27 protein-coding genes are annotated in these 16,476 nt (G+C 59.2%); 19 read left to right on the top strand and 8 right to left on the bottom strand.

Translation table 11 applies throughout. From position 1 onward, the window contains the following. Positions 1–47: 47 nt before the first annotated feature. Positions 48–266, bottom strand: coding sequence for a CP12 domain-containing protein (locus SynPROSU1_RS05625; RefSeq protein ID WP_006852050.1), 219 nt, complete (start codon positions 264–266; stop codon positions 48–50). A 187-nt stretch (positions 267–453) separates the two neighbouring features. On the opposite strand from SynPROSU1_RS05625, the gene SynPROSU1_RS05620 reads away from it, so the two are divergent. Further along, on the top strand, positions 454–612 hold the full coding sequence (locus tag SynPROSU1_RS05620) for a hypothetical protein (RefSeq protein WP_186571909.1): 159 nt from the start codon (positions 454–456) through the stop codon (positions 610–612). A gap of 148 nt (positions 613–760) precedes the next feature. Here SynPROSU1_RS05620 and SynPROSU1_RS05615 read toward each other — a convergent pair whose 3' ends face one another. Continuing rightward, positions 761–931 (bottom strand): hypothetical protein, encoded by a 171-nt coding sequence (locus tag SynPROSU1_RS05615; RefSeq protein ID WP_186571908.1) that lies wholly within the window; start codon positions 929–931, stop codon positions 761–763. A gap of 77 nt (positions 932–1,008) precedes the next feature. On the opposite strand from SynPROSU1_RS05615, the gene SynPROSU1_RS05610 reads away from it, so the two are divergent. Next, entirely contained in the window at positions 1,009–1,506 is a 498-nt protein-coding gene (locus SynPROSU1_RS05610; protein ID WP_186571907.1) for a hypothetical protein, read from the top strand. A gap of 34 nt (positions 1,507–1,540) precedes the next feature. After that, positions 1,541–2,317, top strand: a complete 777-nt coding sequence (locus SynPROSU1_RS05605) for a sulfite exporter TauE/SafE family protein (protein WP_186571906.1) — start codon at positions 1,541–1,543, stop codon at positions 2,315–2,317. Here SynPROSU1_RS05605 and SynPROSU1_RS05600 read toward each other — a convergent pair. After that, on the bottom strand, positions 2,288–2,518 hold the full coding sequence (locus SynPROSU1_RS05600; RefSeq protein ID WP_186571905.1) for a hypothetical protein: 231 nt from the start codon (positions 2,516–2,518) through the stop codon (positions 2,288–2,290). The two genes, SynPROSU1_RS05605 and SynPROSU1_RS05600, sit on opposite strands and share 30 nt — an antisense overlap. Positions 2,519–2,614: 96 nt before the next feature. Between SynPROSU1_RS05600 and SynPROSU1_RS05595 the strand changes: the two genes are divergently transcribed. The 8 genes from SynPROSU1_RS05595 (at position 2,615) to SynPROSU1_RS05565 (ending at position 6,193) form a co-directional block, all read left to right on the top strand. Then, positions 2,615–2,884 carry a hypothetical protein gene (locus SynPROSU1_RS05595; RefSeq protein WP_186571904.1) on the top strand — a complete coding sequence of 90 codons (270 nt, stop codon included), beginning with the start codon at positions 2,615–2,617 and terminating at the stop codon, positions 2,882–2,884. A gap of 80 nt (positions 2,885–2,964) precedes the next feature. Next, positions 2,965–3,090, top strand: coding sequence for a hypothetical protein (locus SynPROSU1_RS13915; RefSeq protein ID WP_255444817.1), 126 nt, complete (start codon positions 2,965–2,967; stop codon positions 3,088–3,090). A 4-nt stretch (positions 3,091–3,094) separates the two neighbouring features. Next, positions 3,095–3,994, top strand: a complete 900-nt coding sequence (locus tag SynPROSU1_RS05590) for a DUF481 domain-containing protein (RefSeq protein WP_186571903.1) — start codon at positions 3,095–3,097, stop codon at positions 3,992–3,994. Then, on the top strand, positions 3,994–4,443 hold the full coding sequence (locus SynPROSU1_RS05585; protein WP_255444816.1) for a nuclear transport factor 2 family protein: 450 nt from the start codon (positions 3,994–3,996) through the stop codon (positions 4,441–4,443). Before SynPROSU1_RS05590 ends, SynPROSU1_RS05585 begins: the two co-directional genes overlap by 1 nt. Then, complete coding sequence (locus tag SynPROSU1_RS05580; protein ID WP_186571902.1) at positions 4,436–4,978, top strand: ATP-binding protein; 543 nt, start codon at positions 4,436–4,438, stop codon at positions 4,976–4,978. Before SynPROSU1_RS05585 ends, SynPROSU1_RS05580 begins: the two co-directional genes overlap by 8 nt. Positions 4,979–5,035: 57 nt before the next feature. Further along, positions 5,036–5,218, top strand: coding sequence for a hypothetical protein (locus SynPROSU1_RS05575; RefSeq protein WP_186571901.1), 183 nt, complete (start codon positions 5,036–5,038; stop codon positions 5,216–5,218). A gap of 17 nt (positions 5,219–5,235) precedes the next feature. Further along, positions 5,236–5,637 (top strand): OsmC family protein, encoded by a 402-nt coding sequence (locus tag SynPROSU1_RS05570; RefSeq protein WP_186572268.1) that lies wholly within the window; start codon positions 5,236–5,238, stop codon positions 5,635–5,637. Between the two features lie 61 nt (positions 5,638–5,698). Beyond that, positions 5,699–6,193, top strand: coding sequence for a hemagglutinin (locus SynPROSU1_RS05565; RefSeq protein WP_186571900.1), 495 nt, complete (start codon positions 5,699–5,701; stop codon positions 6,191–6,193). A gap of 193 nt (positions 6,194–6,386) precedes the next feature. Here the strand turns inward: SynPROSU1_RS05565 and SynPROSU1_RS13835 are convergent, their stop codons facing one another. Both SynPROSU1_RS13835 and SynPROSU1_RS05555 read right to left on the bottom strand, forming a co-directional pair. Beyond that, positions 6,387–6,563, bottom strand: coding sequence for a hypothetical protein (locus SynPROSU1_RS13835; protein WP_222929904.1), 177 nt, complete (start codon positions 6,561–6,563; stop codon positions 6,387–6,389). Positions 6,564–6,633: 70 nt separating this feature from the next. Continuing rightward, positions 6,634–6,825, bottom strand: a complete 192-nt coding sequence (locus SynPROSU1_RS05555; RefSeq protein WP_186571898.1) for a hypothetical protein — start codon at positions 6,823–6,825, stop codon at positions 6,634–6,636. A 90-nt stretch (positions 6,826–6,915) separates the two neighbouring features. Here SynPROSU1_RS05555 and SynPROSU1_RS05550 point away from each other — a divergent pair, with 90 nt between their 5' ends. Next, positions 6,916–7,170, top strand: a complete 255-nt coding sequence (locus SynPROSU1_RS05550) for a galactose oxidase (protein ID WP_186571897.1) — start codon at positions 6,916–6,918, stop codon at positions 7,168–7,170. 115 nt (positions 7,171–7,285) lie between these two features. Here the strand turns inward: SynPROSU1_RS05550 and psbA are convergent, their stop codons facing one another. Continuing rightward, positions 7,286–8,362, bottom strand: coding sequence for a photosystem II q(b) protein (psbA, locus tag SynPROSU1_RS05545; protein ID WP_186571896.1), 1,077 nt, complete (start codon positions 8,360–8,362; stop codon positions 7,286–7,288). A gap of 140 nt (positions 8,363–8,502) precedes the next feature. Further along, entirely contained in the window at positions 8,503–9,819 is a 1,317-nt protein-coding gene (locus SynPROSU1_RS05540; RefSeq protein WP_186571895.1) for a YcjF family protein, read from the bottom strand. A 136-nt stretch (positions 9,820–9,955) separates the two neighbouring features. Here SynPROSU1_RS05540 and SynPROSU1_RS05535 point away from each other — a divergent pair, with 136 nt between their 5' ends. From SynPROSU1_RS05535 to SynPROSU1_RS05515, 5 genes are all read left to right on the top strand, one after another. Next, positions 9,956–10,858: a cation diffusion facilitator family transporter gene (locus SynPROSU1_RS05535; RefSeq protein WP_186571894.1), complete on the top strand. Its 903-nt coding sequence runs from the start codon at positions 9,956–9,958 to the stop codon at positions 10,856–10,858. After that, positions 10,851–11,378: a hypothetical protein gene (locus tag SynPROSU1_RS05530; RefSeq protein ID WP_186571893.1), complete on the top strand. Its 528-nt coding sequence runs from the start codon at positions 10,851–10,853 to the stop codon at positions 11,376–11,378. Before SynPROSU1_RS05535 ends, SynPROSU1_RS05530 begins: the two co-directional genes overlap by 8 nt. 16 nt (positions 11,379–11,394) lie before the next feature. Further along, on the top strand, positions 11,395–11,970 hold the full coding sequence (locus tag SynPROSU1_RS05525; protein WP_186571892.1) for a hypothetical protein: 576 nt from the start codon (positions 11,395–11,397) through the stop codon (positions 11,968–11,970). 3 nt (positions 11,971–11,973) lie between these two features. Next, a complete protein-coding gene (gene trpS / locus SynPROSU1_RS05520) occupies positions 11,974–12,987 on the top strand; it encodes a tryptophan--tRNA ligase (RefSeq protein WP_186571891.1) in 1,014 nt (337 codons plus the stop codon). A gap of 312 nt (positions 12,988–13,299) precedes the next feature. After that, positions 13,300–13,896 carry a glycoside hydrolase family 104 protein gene (locus SynPROSU1_RS05515; RefSeq protein ID WP_255444890.1) on the top strand — a complete coding sequence of 199 codons (597 nt, stop codon included), beginning with the start codon at positions 13,300–13,302 and terminating at the stop codon, positions 13,894–13,896. Here SynPROSU1_RS05515 and SynPROSU1_RS05510 read toward each other — a convergent pair. After that, positions 13,881–14,237 carry a DUF2605 family protein gene (locus tag SynPROSU1_RS05510; RefSeq protein WP_186571890.1) on the bottom strand — a complete coding sequence of 119 codons (357 nt, stop codon included), beginning with the start codon at positions 14,235–14,237 and terminating at the stop codon, positions 13,881–13,883. The two genes, SynPROSU1_RS05515 and SynPROSU1_RS05510, sit on opposite strands and share 16 nt — an antisense overlap. A 3-nt stretch (positions 14,238–14,240) precedes the next feature. Between SynPROSU1_RS05510 and thrS the strand changes: the two genes are divergently transcribed. Together thrS and SynPROSU1_RS05500 are read left to right on the top strand one after the other, a co-directional pair. After that, a complete protein-coding gene (gene thrS, locus SynPROSU1_RS05505; protein ID WP_186571889.1) occupies positions 14,241–16,073 on the top strand; it encodes a threonine--tRNA ligase in 1,833 nt (610 codons plus the stop codon). Beyond that, positions 16,073–16,468: a DUF1824 family protein gene (locus SynPROSU1_RS05500; RefSeq protein WP_186571888.1), complete on the top strand. Its 396-nt coding sequence runs from the start codon at positions 16,073–16,075 to the stop codon at positions 16,466–16,468. Before thrS ends, SynPROSU1_RS05500 begins: the two co-directional genes overlap by 1 nt. Positions 16,469–16,476: the final 8 nt, after the last annotated feature.

Below are 16,476 nucleotides of genomic sequence, written 5' to 3'. Positions count from 1 at the left end.
AGCAACGGCCTTCTGATGAGTACTTCTACTCAGCCCGCCTGCACGGCTCAGTCGTCGTAAACCAAGCATTCGGGTTCATCGGGATTCTGCTCGCAGAACAGTTCCAGGGGAGAGGGGTCATGGGGATCATCAGGAAATTCCTTTTTGTGATCCAACAACCACTGCAGCTCTTCCGTGAGATGACGGACCTTGCCTTCATTGTGTTCAGACAGGGCCTTGAGGAATTCCTCTTGATCCTTCTGAATGTGCTCGTCAATCGTTTTCATGACTTGGACTGCCATCTGGCTGACAACCGGTTGTTAGCGAAGACAGCCCATTTCGATCAGTCGGTAGATCTACCTTTATGGTCGAAAGCACACAACTGATGTCCCCAGGAACCCATCACGACCTGTGACATCAAGGTGGCCAACTGATGCTCCCCGAAGGAAAGTCAAAGAGGCTGATCATCCAGGTATGTCCTTTTCCGATCGCAGCGTCCTGACAGGACTGCTTGTCTTTGCCATCGGTGTCGTGGTGGGAATCGGAATCGGTTCGGCTAGCGCCGTATCGGCCCTGACTCAAGGTGCACCCGATGTTCTTCAAACATGGTCAGGGGTCGTAGCACTCCCCTGAAGTCTTGACGTCGCCTCAATTTCTGCCTATCAGGGGCTGAGATCGGGTAACTTGCGCGATGCTGTCACATGACCGAATGATTTTCAGTCGTGAGAAAAGGCCAATGCGTCTATTCCTGACACGCCTTCAGCGCATTCTATTTGGCTAGTTAGCGCCTACCGACGCTGATATTGCCAACACCGATGAGGTGTTCCAGCCGCGCCGTGAGTTTCAATTCAGTGCGATCAAAGCGATCCTGATTGCCTGCGACATAGGCAAGTTCTTCATTGGTGATCACCTGGTGGGTGACGGCATCAAGATAAATCTGAACCAGGGACATCTGCTGCGTCACCAATCGAGAGCCATCTTGGCAACACTGGGATGCAAACGGTGAATCGGGCCGCGAGAAACTGAACCATGGATCGACAGACCATTCAGAGCCTGATCAAGCAATGCAGCTTGGGGCTGTTTGATCTGGCCTGTGCTGTCAGCGGACACCCAACCTGGGATCTCAACCTGCCTGTGGGAGTCATCGATGCAAGGCGCGCCAAACCAAAACTGATCGTGACCGCTATCGGCACGATCAATTCGACGCTGAAGGCCTCATCCACCATTGCTCACCCATTGATGGTGCGTCTGTTCGAGCGTTTCGAAGACGTGGGATTGGAACAAGCGCTGAGCGAAATGAAGAGCGGTGAGGAGGGTGAAGCCTTTGTCGAGGTTTGGCAGTCCTACAGAGATGAACGCCGTTCCGGTGATGCCCCGATGTGGAGCATCGAAGACGCAACGGCCTTTGTTGTGCAGTCCCGTGAGGCTCATGCTGACCGGGAAGTGGCCTGCGTCGCCATTCTTCCCGGAGATCCCCATCGCATCATCACGTTTTCGATTCCCATTTCCTTCTTGACACGACAGTGAGCAGGCCCATCGCGATGCGCCTTGCCAAGTGGGCATGAGTGGTCCCGAACTGCTCACCCAAATCGCCCTCTTGGGGATTGCCATTGGGGCCAATGCCCTGTCGGCTCTGGCGGGAGGTGGCGCCGGACTGGTTCAGCTGCCAGCTCTCATCCTTCTTGGTCTCCCATTTGCCATGGCATTGGCCACCCACAAAGTGGCCAGCGTTGCCCTGGGGCTTGGAGCGACGGGGCGTCACTGGCGTGCCAGCAGCCTTGATCTGAAACGCTCTGCGCTGGTGCTTGGTGCCGGCTTACCGGGGGTCTGTTTGGGCGCAAGCATGGTTCTTACCCTGCCCGATCGAGCAGCCATCGCAAGCCTCGGCCTGCTGACCCTGGGGCTGGGGATCTACTCCGCTCGAAAACCCGATCTGGGGACGACGGACCAGCCCCGCCCTCTGACGGCACGCACCATCGGCGTCGGAGCCTGCGGACTCTTCATCATTGGACTTCTGAACGGTTCACTGACCTCAGGCACAGGTTTGTTTGTCACCTTGTGGTTGGTGCGCTGGTTCGGTCTCAGCTACGCGAAAGCCGTTGCCCACACCCTGGTTCTGGTGGGGTTGGGATGGAACGGCACGGGCGCACTGGTGCTCGGCTTAAGCGGCGAGATTCGTTGGGACTGGCTTCCCGCACTGGTTCTGGGGTCGCTGATCGGAGGCTTCCTGGGCGCCCACTATTCGTTGGTGAAGGGAAGTCGTCTGGTCAAACGATCCTTCGAAATCTTGGCGCTGTTGATGGGCGGTTCACTCCTGATCCGAAGTTTCGGAGGTTGAATCCACAAGGAAACGTCCGGAGAATCGTGTCGCCAGCACCACCGTCGCCGCCCCGTAAGCGATGAACGTCACCGCCTGACCGGCACTGGCTGTTTCGTAGACCTCACCCGTCAGCAGCATCCAGTCCATCAGGGACGCCACCGTTCCCCAAATCACCACCCAGACGGACACGTAAGCAACACCGCGAAAGGTCCGATCCACAAGCCAAGGGGTTAATCCACGCAACGCTAAGGGAATCTGGTTGAACGAGACGAGCCGGCGGCTCCCGTAATGTCGAAGATTGATCCGGTTGAGGGGATGCCGAAGAAACGCCGCAAGCTCAACAAGGACATGGAAGCGGAAATGGCCGCTGCCAAGCGAAAGATTGAGCTGGTGGGCGCGCTGATCAACGACATCCGGAATGAAGACATCCAAGCTGAGTACCTCGGCGCCTTCACGCAGATCCGTAGCGCCGTTGTGAATCTGATTGCGAAATACACCACTGACGGCTTCTGCGAAGAAACAGAAGGCCTTCTCGCGCTTTACAAAGGCCTGATCGAGCAGTTTGAAGAGGAGTACGAGCTCTGAGAAGGAGGTCGGGTTGGTGGCCATCGGAACAGGCACCAATAGAGCGCACCGTTTAGGTTCGTCAGCCTTTGTGCCTTGCTATGGCTCTGCGCCAGAACAACCAACAGGTGTCTCCGCTGCGCCTGAAGATCACGCTCTTGGTCGCCGGCCTCGGACCATTGGTCGCCATTGGCCTCTGGCTGCAGTCCAAAGGCTTTTTTAACTGACGCCATGCGCCGTTTTCTCGCCACCGCTGGACTGCTGACCCTCGGCATGTTCCCCAGCCTGAGCTGGGCCGAAACCGTCACGTTGACCCTGCGCAACGGCGACAAAATTCACGGCACGTTGATTGAGCAGACTCCGGACGATGGAACCACGGTGCTGGACCACCCCCAGCTGGGCCGTTTGGAACTCACCGCAGAGCAACTAAAACCGGCTAAAGCCAAACCTCTCTGGACAAGCTCTCTCTCTGCAGGTCTCATCGGCAATGAGAAGGACGGCGACAGCTCCATGTCAGTCAGCTTCACCGGAAAAACCCGCTACAACGATGAACAGCAGAAGCTGTCGTTGAGTGGCAGTTTCAACGCCAGCAAATCGAAGGATTCGGGAGAGGCACTCTCCATCGATACGGAGAAAGGGTCTGCGGAACTGCGATACGACAAGCCCATTGGATCCAACCTCGATTTGTTTGCTCTGAGCAGCTACCAGTTCAACGGCACCAATGACTCCGGGGTCAACACCGTTCTGGGAAACATCGGTGTGGCCTTCCCACTGTTGAAGTCAGAAACAACTGATTTCACAGTGTCCATCGGGCCTGCGGTGCAGTGGAGCGGAGGAGGAATGACCTGTGCCAGCGACACGTATTGCGGCAACACCTATGGCGGCGCATCGCTCACCGCAGACCTCAGCTGGAAACCATTGCCAACCCTGCATTTCGGACTTCAAAACCAGTTCACAACGGTCTGGGCAACCGAAGTTCAACCTGGCAACACCCTGACCGCTGAGGTCCGCTACTACCCCGCCGTGAACAGCAAGTTGTTCACAACACTGCGGATTCAATCGATTTATCAAAGCATGAGCACTCCGCAGGTGAACAACACCATCACAGCTCAGGTGGGCGCCGACTTCTGATGACAACACCTCCCATGCTCCAACCCCCGCTGAACGCGGAACAGATCCGTGCCCTGTTCACCAAGCCATACGGAACACCCGGCCCCACGGCTGCGCAATGGAAGGCGGTTTACGCCGATGACGTTCACTTCACCGACCCAACTCAGGAACGACAGGGAATTGATGCTTACATCCTTGCTCAGGAGGGCCTGATGCAGCGCTGCGATGACGTTTTCCTGGAAACCGAAGCCATAGCAGTGAACGATCAGATGGCCTTTGTTGAATGGCGCATGGGCTTAAAAATCAAGGGAATTGAGTTCATCTATCCCGGCACAACCCGGCTCAGATTCAATCCAGACGGAAAAATCGGGGATCACCGCGATTATTTCGATTTCGTCGGCCCCACGTTTGCGCCTGTGCCTGTGATTGGTGGGCTGGTGCGATGGCTGTACAAACGGTTCGTTGCCTGAAACAGCACAGCAAGGGCATCTGTTCATCGGCCCACCAGGCAGTGGGAAATCCACTCTTGCCTCCACCCTCGCTCCGTTTCTCCGCGCGCGGGTGGTGTCCAGCGACGCCCTGAGGCAGCAACTGTGGGGGGACGCTGGCGTTCAGGGTCCCTGGTGTGAACTTGAGCCCCTGCTCCATGGGGCCATCGAGAGCGCCTGTGCTGCTGGCGAGAACGTTCTTGTGGATGCGACCCATGGGCACGCCAGCTGGCGCAGGCGGTTGATGCAAAAACCCATGGGGGCACGGCGACTGCAGTGGTTCGGCTGGTGGCTGCAAACACCGTTGGACCAATGCCTTGCCTGGAACCGGTCCCGTCAACGGCAGGTTCCTGAACCAGTGATTCGTGCGATGCACCAAACGTTGACCATCCCTCCTGACAGACCCGATACAAGAGAGGGATTCACAAGCTTGATTTGCCTCAATCCCGCCAGCTCACGCCTCAACGATCAGATCAACCAGGCCCTTCAGACCATCCTTTGCCATGAAGAAAGGTGAGCAGGTCATGCACCCCCCTGGGAGTCTCATCAACGTGATTCCAACAGCATGATTGCCATGACTCTCGGAGAACTGTTTCTGGAAGCCATGTCCACCGGGGTGATCACCAACGGCGAAATGGCGTGGGTGACCAACCGACAAGATCAATTCACGCGAACCGAGGAAGCCGTCGCACAGCGACTCGGCCGGTTGATCGACGAAGGCACGATTCAGCTGGGATGCCGGATGCCAGCGGCCTGAGCAAAGTTAGTGCCTTGATGACGCGCATCTCCTGCCGCTACAACGGCAATCTGAACTGTTCAGCCGAACATGGGCCCTCTGGTGTGACGCTGAGCACCGATGCTCCGCCTGATCATGACGGTCGTGGAAAAAGCTTTTCACCAACAGATTTGTTGGCCACTGCTCTTGGCACCTGTGTCTTGACGGTGATCGGAATCACAGCCAAACGCCGGAATTGGGCGGTCACCAACGCAGAGGCATCGGTTGAAAAAATCATGAGCCAATCGGGTCCCCGCAGGATCGAAACACTTCGGGCATGGATCACCCTTCCGAAAGAGTTGTCAGAGGAACAGGTTCAGTTGTTCAAGCGGGTTGTGAATGACTGCCCTGTGAAACGAAATCTGGAGCCATCCATGACGATTGATTTGATCTGGTGCTGAGCATCCGCATCGATCCAAAGACGGGTTTAAAGCGGTCATAAGTAGAGCCTGAGGAGGAACGATGAGGCTTCACTTCCTGCCGATTCATGTCTTCCGAGAAACCCCATCGGTCACGTTCTTTGATGCTGGGGTTCCTGGAAGCAATGGCACTGATGTTGTCGCCCACCATGGCAACGCCACGTCCCCTCCCGATCAAGACGGGTCAGAGCAGTACTACGTGCACCGTCATCAAGTTGACAACAACTTGGTGCTGGAAGGGTCCCGGACCTTCACACTGCTCAATCCAGCCTGGGAGCACCCCCACCACGTCATTCATTTGATTCGAGCGATGGGTGCCCTCCAAATCCCTATCGGGACGTACCACCGCTCAGTGTCCAGCAACGAAGGCAGCCTGGTTCTGAACCAGTCCATGCGAGATCACGGATTTGATTACAGAACGGAATTCATCCCCGTCAGCCTTGAAGAACAGGAGGTGCTCCGCCAAGCACGAGCAACAGCTCCATGGATCTGGAGCTGGAACGATGGGCACATCTGCAGAGATCACGGATCTCAGTGATGGTGCTTTCGTCGTCGTGAATGACGACGCAGGCGCTTCACCAATCGGCCGCTGACAGAGCGATCCTCTGCACACTCAAGTTGATTCCACCGCCATCCCAGCCAGGACAGCAGCAGGACGATTGCAATGGCGATCAACCAACCCACAGGACAGCTCAGGGTGACAGCTCAGAGTGAAAGCTCAACGGGCCAGATCAGAGACAAAGACTGCTCGTCCACAGCTCTTCCTCCTCACCAAGATGGGTGCGAACACAGGTGGTCACACACTCACCATCATCAACCGAACAGGTGGTGATGCACTCCAGACATGCCTCAACCGCATCCCATGTTCCAGCCTGCTGTTGCTCCATGGCGTTCTCAACCGACTGCATGAGTTGTAGATCGCCGATGGATTGCTGTCGCCGATTCCATGAAGACGAGTGAAGAGCGCGGGTCTTAGCGCTAACCGTCCTGATCCAAGCTGAACTCCAGTAACGCTGCCGTGAGCAGGGTCTTCATCGTTTGCAGAGCTTCCTGCTCCTGCGGATCCGGCCCGCCGGGCCATTTCTCAAGATGAAAACTCACGGAGCGGTGAAGCAGGCGAACAGCTTCGAGATCCAGGTCGAACTGGAGGGTGGGTCGGGACTCACTCATTCCCCCATTCTCCCCAAAACTGCCGCACCAGCACCAGCACGTTGACAGTTCCATGCGAAGCGAGTAGTACAGAGTTACTACAGCTCACCCATGCCGACCGCCCGCATTCCCTTGCCGAGCAGCTTGCCACCGATGGGCGCAGGTCAGCTCCGACCCAGCCGATCCCTCATGGTCTGCCTGACCTGCCAGCACTTTGAACACACCCTTTCCGAGGCAGGAGTCACCCAGCCAGCCTGCGCATACCATCAACAACTTCTCCCCCAGGGATCACACCTTGATCACCGCTGTCACCAGTGGATGCGGCGACTGGAAAGGGAGATCGGCTGGTGCCCAGAGGGTGCCTGAAGCGTTTCAAACCCAGCACAATCAGACACAAAAAGCCCCCTCCGAGGAGGGGGCTTTCCGATTCAGTTGATCTGAATCGTTTTTGCTGTTCCGCATGGAACAGGTTGATTCCAGATCAACCGATGGCGGGAGCCTGAAGAGCCACAGGAGTGGACTCAACAGTTGCCAGGTCGAGGGGGAAGTTGTGAGCGTTGCGCTCGTGCATCACTTCCATGCCGAGGCCGGCACGGTTCACCATGTCAGCCCAGGTGTTCACAACACGGCCCTGACCATCAAGGATGGACTGGTTGAAGTTGAAGCCGTTCAGGTTGAAGGCCATGGTTGATACGCCCATGGACGTAAACCAGATGCCGACAACAGGCCAGGCACCCAGGAAGAAGTGAAGGCTACGGCTGTTGTTGAAGGAGGCGTATTGGAAGATCAGGCGACCGAAGTAACCGTGGGCAGCCACGATGTTGTAGGTCTCTTCCTCTTGGCCAAACTTGTAGCCGTAGTTCTGGGACTCGCTCTCGGTGGTTTCACGCACCAGGGAGGAGGTCACCAGGGAGCCGTGCATGGCGGAGAACAAGCTGCCGCCGAAGACACCTGCGACGCCCAACATGTGGAAGGGGTGCATCAGGATGTTGTGCTCGGCCTGGAACACCAACATGAAGTTGAAGGTGCCAGAGATGCCCAGGGGCATGCCGTCAGAGAAGGAACCCTGACCGAAGGGATAGACCAGGAACACGGCGAAAGCCGCTGACAGCGGTGCGCTGTAGGCAACGCAGATCCAGGGGCGCATGCCCAGGCGGTAGGAGAGTTCCCACTGACGCCCCATGTAGGCAGAGATGCCGATCAGGAAGTGGAAGACAACCAGCTGGTAAGGACCGCCGTTGTACAGCCACTCATCGAGAGAGGCCGCTTCCCAGATGGGGTAGAAGTGCAGGCCAATGGCGTTGGAGGAAGGAACAACAGCACCAGAAATGATGTTGTTTCCGTAGATGAATGAGCCTGCAACAGGCTCACGGATGCCATCGATATCGACCGGAGGTGCGGCGATGAAGGCAATGATGAAGCAGATGGTGGCTGCCAGCAGGCAGGGAATCATCAGCACACCGAACCAACCGACATAAATGCGGTTATCGGTGCTGGTTACCCAGTCGCAGAAGGATTCCCAATTGCTCTGGCGTCCGCTGCGAATTGCGGTGGACATAGAAGAGAAGGAAGACGGATGAACCTTTCCCAAAAAAGGGATAGGTGGAACAAGCTTATGGACGGAACTTTCCGTTACATGAGATCTAAACAATCAGAATCAGGTCTCAAACAAACTTCATTAAGCCCTTCATGAAGCATTCATGAAGCTGCGTGAAGCAGCCAATCCCGTGATTGCTGTACGAAGCCGTTCCAGTTCATCCGCTCCTCTTCTGCGGCCCGGGCCACCAACAGCGGGGCTTGCTGCTTCAGCGCCGCAAGATCAAGCTCATCGACACCAGCGTTGATCGCCAACCAATCCGCCATGGAACGTCCCACCACACGGGTGAGATAAGCCGCACTAAGGGCCTGCATCGCGCCAGCGATGAGCCAGCTCCCGCCATCCAGCTTGGCCAGACCCAGCAAGGTTTGTCCGGTCCACTCCACCACGCCCTGGGCGAGAGCCACCCGCGCCAGTTGCGTCGCAGCTTCCCGGAGCACATCCGGCTGGAGGGACGTCCCCCAGATCTCTCCCATCTCCTTGATCATCAACCCGTTGGCCACCGCGACGGCAAGAAGATCGAGGCTGGGGACGGGGGAGGCCAACACAGAACCGGCAACCACCCATTGGGTGCGCTGCTGGACCTGGAGAAAACGATCACGCCGAAGCGACTCCAAGTCGCGCTGCCATCGCCGGTGGAGATCAGCCAAAAGCCGCGGCCGCGTCTCGGTAGACGCCTGTTTCAAGGAGCGGCGCAGAGGAGCCAAGGCTGTGCGCAGTGTCATCGACGGATCCAGAAGCAGGGTCCGCTCTCGCCAGCGTGCGGGGAGATCATCCCTGAGAGAAGCAAGAGCATCGGTCGACGGTTCCTGCGCGTCGGAAGCCACGAGCAGCCAGGCGGGTTGATTGTCCGGCACCTGCTGAAGCCAAAGCAGATCTGAGGCCAGCAGTGGCGCGTTCAGGATGAAGAGGATCAGATCTTGATCCACAAGCCCGCGGGGCCAGCTGCGGCTGCCGTCGTCGGTGATCAGGGGATGGCACAACGACAGGGTCAGCGGCACAGGGCCTGCAAGAGAGCGGCTGAGGTCCTCTTGGTCTGGGCCCTGAGGAGACCCCAGGGTGACCATGGCCATTCGCACAGGGCCAGTGCGATCCACAACCGCCTTCAAGTCAGAGCGACGGGCCAGATCGGCGGATGGTTGCTGCTCAAAACGCGCGAACTGATCCAGCACGTCCTGACATCGATTAATCCAACCGTCCAGCGAGACCGGAGCCGCAAAACGGGGCTGGCTTGGCTTGCGGCCGAGCCAGATCACCACACCACCAGCCGCCAGGAGACCCAGTCCTCCGCCAGGGACATGCATGACATCACTGATCAACCACTGTCCGGCAAGCAGCCCGACTCCAGCCACAGCCAGCGGCCGCAACAGCGACGTCGGTGACACCACCAGGTCTGGCAATGAAGCCGGAAGTTTCAACAGAGGGTCTGTCGTACCAGTGGCCCTTCTTAGCTCAACCCAACACCTGAATCCAGGACTTCAGGCCAGAGGGAAGACTTCTCCATAACTTGGGAACAGGCCAGGTTCAGCCGTGACACACAGTCATCCCATCCCGATGGTCGACAACCGCCAGGGGGTTCGCAGGGTTCTCATGGTGGCCCTGGGCCTGAACATCACCATGTCGCTTCTGAAGCTTCTGGTGGGGGTGATGAGTGGATCCCTGGCGGTGATTGCGGATGCCATGCACAGCGCCACCGACGCCCTCTCCAGCCTCACGGGCCTGGTCACCAACAAACTCTCCGATCCACGGCCCGATCGCGATCATCCCTACGGGCATCGCAAATACGAAGCTGTCGGCGCCCTCGGCATTGCAGGTTTCATCCTGTTCACAGCCATCGAAATCCTCCTGCGTTCAGGAGAACGGCTCCTGGAGGGGCTGCCTCCCATTCGGGTCACAGGCCAGGAACTGGTGCTGCTCACCCTTGTGTTGGGGTTCAATCTCCTCCTGGCGGGCTATGAGCTCCGAGAAGGTCGGCGCCTGAACAGCAGCCTGCTCAAGGCGGATGCCCAGCACGCAGCGAGCGACGTCTGGACCACCGTGGTGGTTCTCGTGGGCATGGCAGGGGCGGTCTGGTTGCAGGTGAACTGGCTCGACGTCGCTTTGGCGATCCCCATGGCCCTTCTGCTCATCCGGGTCTGCTCCCAAGTGCTGCGGGGCACCTTGCCCTGGCTGGTGGACCACATGGCGATTGCCCCCGAGGCCATTTACGGCGAAGCGATGGCCACAGACGGCGTGATGAACTGCCATGACATCGCCAGCCGCGGCGTCGTGGGCCAACAGGTGTTCATCGAGATGCACATGGTTGTTGATGCCGACGACCTCACCAAGGCCCACCGGATCACCGAGCAAGTAGAGGAGCGCCTGGACAAGACCTTCGGGCCGGTGCGGTGCACCATCCATTTGGAACCCAAGGAGTACGTGGAGGACGGGATCACCTACACCGGTGCCCATGGCTGAAGCCAACACCGAAGCGATACAGCTCGCCGGACTCACCGAGCGTCAGCAAAGAGGGCTGATCGACGTGCTCGCCGAAGTCCGCCAATCCGATGGCTGGTCTTGGCAACTTCCAGTGTTGCTGCGGGAACGCTGCTGGCTGAAGCTCTCCCGAGCTCCGCTCACCGAGCTGCATCGCCTTCTTCCCCCGGATGGTCGTGATGAAGCGCCGGAACTGATGCAGTACCGGTTGTTGCTCCAACAGGGTGTGGATCCACTCCTGGCCCAGCAGAGCTGCTGGCATGACTTCGGCATGGAGGACTGTCAACGAGCTCTGCAGGACTACTGGACCAGCAGGGACACCGCCATCCACGGGTGGACCGCCCAGCGTTACCGACAGCTGGTGAGCAGCTACCGAGACCGGATCGAACGAGGGATAACGGCTGTTCCGATGCTGGTGCTGGCCCGGAAGAACAGCGTTGAATGCCACCAGCTGCTCTGGATCACTGAAAACACCCCGGTGATGCGTCACACTTGCGCCTGATTCCAGGCCATGGGCCATGAGTGATTCCTACAGCGATCCCCAACAGCAGGCGGGACAGGGAGACGGCGGCCGTGACGGCCAGCGCAGTCGTGGCAACCGTGCCGGCGGCCGCGAGGGCGGAGGCTTTCGAATTCGTCTGAGTGACAACGAAATGCGCTCGGCGAGGGCGCTGCAGGAGGCCTTCAATCTCCGCTCAACCGTTGCCGTCCTGGGTTTCGCAGTCCGAAGCCTTGGCCAGATGTTGGAAGACGGCCAACTCGATGCCTTGATCGAACAGCAACGCAATCAGCCTGCCCGGGGTGGTCGGCGTGATGGTGGTGGTCGTGACGGCGGTGGTCGTGATGGAGGTGGTCGTGATGGAGGTGGTCGCGGTCGCCGGTTTGATGACGAGCGCAGCAACCGTGGCTCCCGTCCGAACCCCTTCGCTCGCCCGGCCAAACCCCAGCCGGAAGTCCAGGCTGAACCTGTAGTGGAGTCCGAACCGGCACCGGGAACGGCACCGACCGATGAAACCAGCCCAGATCCCGTCGCGGATGTCTCGGGCGCAGATGCTTCGACAGACGAAACCAAAACCGAAGCAACAGAGGGCTGATTGATGGGCCGGCCAAGGGTTCTTTCCGGGGTGCAGCCGACCGGAGCACTGCATCTCGGCAATTGGCTGGGTGCCATCCGCAACTGGGTTGAGCTGCAGGAGAGCCACGACACCTTCGTTTGTGTGGTCGATCTCCACGCCATCACCGTTCCCCATGACCCCAGTCGACTGGCTGAGGACACCCGCTCCACGGCTGCGCTCTATCTGGCCTGTGGCATCGATCCCAAGCGCTGCTCAGTGTTTGTGCAGAGCCAGGTGGCAGCCCACAGCGAACTCTGCTGGCTGCTGAATTGCGTCACACCGCTCAACTGGCTGGAACGCATGATCCAGTTCAAGGAAAAGGCAGTGAAGCAGGGGGACAACGTGTCCGTTGGCCTGCTGGACTATCCCGTTCTGATGGCCGCCGACATCCTTCTCTATGACGCTGATCTAGTGCCCGTTGGTGAAGACCAGAAACAGCACCTGGAACTGGCACGTGACATTGCTCAGCAGCGCATCAATGCCCGCTTCGGTGATAACGAAACACCTGTGCTCAAGGTTCCGAAGCCGTTGATCCTCAAGGAAGGGGCTCGGGTGATGAGCCTCACGGATGGTCGAAACAAGATGAGCAAGAGCGATCCGAATGAGGGCAGTCGCATCACCCTCCTGGACCCTCCAGAGCTGATCACCAAAAAGATCAAACGTGCCAAAACCGATCCAGAGCGTGGACTCGAATTCGGCAACCCGGATCGACCCGAAACCGACAACCTTCTGGGGCTTTACGCGATTCTCAGCGGCAAGGGACGGGAGCAGGCCGCCAGCGAATGCGCCGAGATGGGATGGGGGCAGTTCAAGCCCCTCCTGGCCGAAGCCACGGTGAACGCCATAGAACCGATTCAGGCGCGCTACCGCGAGCTGATGAGCGACCCTGCGGAGCTCGATCAGGTGCTGAACACAGGACGCGAGAACGCCGAAACCGTGGCCAACGCCACGCTGAATCGGGTTCGGGATGCCCTGGGCTTTGCCCGACGAGCCTGATCGCCATCAGAGGCAAGCATCAGCTGCTCTTATCAATGCAGCTGGCACAGCCTCACCCCATACCCGGGGCGACACAACCGAGACAACCCCAGAAGCAGTAACGAGTCTCGCAAGACTCTCAGGACGTTCTCACTTGCATAGACACAGCAAATCAAGGCTGTCAACCCCTCAAGAACCGACCTCGCGTCGAGGTTTCGTGGGCCAGCACTGTGATCGTCCACCTGATTGCTTTGCGTGCGTCGTTCTTTTTCTGCGTTCAACCCAAACTCCCGTTGGAGCCGCCTTCTGGTCGGTGCAGCGTTGACCGCAGGAATGGTGCTTTGCGCAGGAGCCACACAGCCCACCCAGAACGCCAAGGCCCTCGCCGAACGTTCCGATCAAGACGGTTCCGGCAGCCGCGCCACCCTGGCCTACGGCAACGAGGGGGGGCATTACGAGATGACTCCTGAACGCCGCGCGCTGCTTAATACCATCCGCTACGCCGAAGGCACTTGGAAGGATGGCGAAGACAAGGGGTACCAAATCATGTACGGCGGCGGGCAGTTCCAGGACCTGTCCCGTCATCCAGAACGGGTGATCGTGAAGCGCTACACCAGCGCCGCTGCGGGCGCGTATCAGTTCTTGCCCAAGACCTGGAAAGGTGTCGCCCAGGAACTCAGGCTGTCCAGCTTTGAACCCAAGCACCAGGATCAGGCCGCACTGCATCTCGCAGAGCGACGTGGTGCTCTGGATGAGATTGATCGGCAGGGCCTCACCAAGGACGCCATGGCAAAGCTCGCCCCGGAATGGGCATCCTTCCCCACCAAAGCCGGCCACTCCGCCTACGGGCAACCGGTCAAGAGCCATCAGGAGCTGGCGAGCTTCTACAGCAGCAACCTGCGCCAGCTGAGAAGTCAGCTGGGTGCCTGACGCGAGCGGGACGAACCCAGCTTCGCGGCCAAGGCCCACACCTCAGTGACCAACCCGTGCCACGGGTTCATCACCGCCATGGAGACAGCCATGGGCTGGGTTGATGCAGCCACCAGAGCTCGCGTCGCAGCAATCGCCTTCCTGCCGTCCTTGAGTCGGCCCTCCATGCCCTGACGCTCCTCAGGCGCCATCACGGCATCCGGACAGTTCTGCAGGAGCTCCTCCCCGCGCTGAAACCAGTGCTCGAAGTCATCGAGAAGGGACGCCAGCAGCTCGTCCAATAGAGCGCCGGCTTCCCGATTCATTGACTCACCCACGTGATGCCCTCGGGTCTCGCCCATAGGATGGCGGGCCCCGAACCTGAACCGGTGAGCAGCGCTGCAGCAACCACCCCAGCCCCCTCAGCTCCGGTGGTTCTGCCCAAGACCAGCGAAAGCCCCCAGCTGCTGAAGATCCGCCACTCGATGAGCCATGTAATGGCCATGGCCGTTCAGCAGCTCTTTCCCAAGGCACGCGTCACCATCGGACCGTGGACCGAGAGCGGTTTTTATTACGACTTCGACAACCCGGATCCCTTCACCGAGGCCGATCTCAAGGCCATCAAGAAGGGGATGATCAAGATCATCAACAAAAAACTGCCCCTTGAACGGGTCGAGGTGAGCCGCGGCGACGCCGAAGCAAAAATCAAGGCTCAGAACGAGCCCTACAAACTGGAGATCCTTGAGGGTCTTCAGGAGCCCATCACCCTCTACACCCTTGGTGAGGACTGGTGGGACCTCTGCGCTGGCCCCCACGTGGACCACACCGGGCAACTCAACGCCAAGGCCTTCGAGCTGGAAAGCGTGGCCGGCGCCTACTGGCGCGGCGATGAAACCAAGGCTCAGCTGCAGCGCATCTACGGCACGGCCTGGGAGACCCCCGAACAACTGGCGGAGCACAAGCGCCGCAAGGACGAAGCTCTCCGGCGGGATCACCGACGCATCGGCAAGGATCTCGACCTCTTCTCCATCGAAGATGAAGCCGGTGCCGGCCTGGTGTTCTGGCACCCCCGCGGCGCCCGCATGCGCCTGCTGATCGAGGACTTCTGGCGTCAGGCCCACTTCGAGGGCGGCTACGAGCTCCTCTACACCCCCCATGTGGCCGACATCAGCCTCTGGAAAACCTCAGGCCACCTCGACTTCTATGCCGAGAGCATGTTCGGGCCGATGGAAGTGGACGAGCGGGAATACCAGCTCAAACCGATGAACTGCCCCTTCCACGTGCTCACCTACGCCAGCAAGCTGCGCAGCTACCGGGAACTACCGATTCGATGGGCCGAACTCGGAACCGTGTATCGCTATGAGCGCCCCGGTGTGATGCACGGTCTGATGCGGGTCAGGGGCTTCACCCAGGACGATGCCCATGTGTTCTGCCTGCCCGAGCAGATCAGCGACGAGATCCTGAAAATCCTCGATCTCACCGAGCGGATCCTCTCCGCCTTCGATTTCAGCAACTACGAGATCAACCTTTCCACCCGCCCCGAGAAGTCCATCGGGGATGACGCCGTCTGGGACCTGGCCACCCAGGGCCTGGTCGAGGCACTTGAGCGCAAGGGTTGGGCCTACAAAATCGATGAGGGCGGCGGCGCCTTCTACGGCCCGAAAATTGATCTCAAGATCGAAGACGCCATTGGCCGGATGTGGCAGTGCTCCACCATCCAGTTGGATTTCAACCTGCCGGAACGGTTCGAGCTCGACTACATCGCCGCCGACGGCAGCAAGCAGCGACCGATCATGATCCACCGCGCCATCTTCGGCTCGCTGGAGCGATTCTTCGGGATCATGACCGAGAACTACGCCGGCGATTACCCCTTCTGGCTGGCCCCGGAACAGGTGCGTCTGCTGCCGGTGACCGACGAGGTGCAGCCCTACGCGGAGCAGTTGCTGAACCAGCTCACTCAAGCTGGTGTGCGCGCCACCATCGACCGCAGCGGCGACCGTCTCGGCAAGTTGATCCGCACCGGCGAACAGATGAAGATCCCCGTGTTGGCGGTCATCGGTGCCAAGGAGGCGGAGCAGAACGCCGCAAGCCTGCGCAGCCGACGGGATGGTGACCTCGGGGTCACATCGGTGGCCGACCTGCTCAGTGCTGCTCAAATGGCCAACAGCCAGCGCGCCGCAGGCCTGGAGCTGAATTGATGACGGAATCACCCGTGCACCACCTGGCCGATCTCGCGCGTTTGCGTAGCGCACCAGAGCTGCTGCCGCACATCAGGGATCAGCTCCGCCAGGAACTCACCCAGGCCATGAGAAACGCTCGTTGGTTCACCATTGGCGTGATGGCCCCGTCCGTGGATCAGGCCCTTTCAGCACTGCGCAGCCTGGAGCAAAGCCAACAGTGGGAGTCCATGGAGCTTGTGAACAGCCCGGAGGAGCCTGGTCCTGTGTTTCTGAAAGCCAACCAGAAGGGGGGCACAATCCGGATTCGGATCGAGAACGGCCTCGGCGAGGGAGTTCTGATCAGTGGGCACGGCGATGACGAAACCACACCAAGCACCACATGGGGACCGCTTCCACTGGACTTCTTCGCCTGACCAACCCA

Origin of the sequence: Synechococcus sp. PROS-U-1, assembly GCF_014279755.1 — a bacterium.
Lineage (GTDB): Bacteria > Cyanobacteriota > Cyanobacteriia > PCC-6307 > Cyanobiaceae > Parasynechococcus.
Note: the sequence above shows the minus strand (reverse complement) of the source record. Positions and strands in the feature narration are given on the sequence as shown.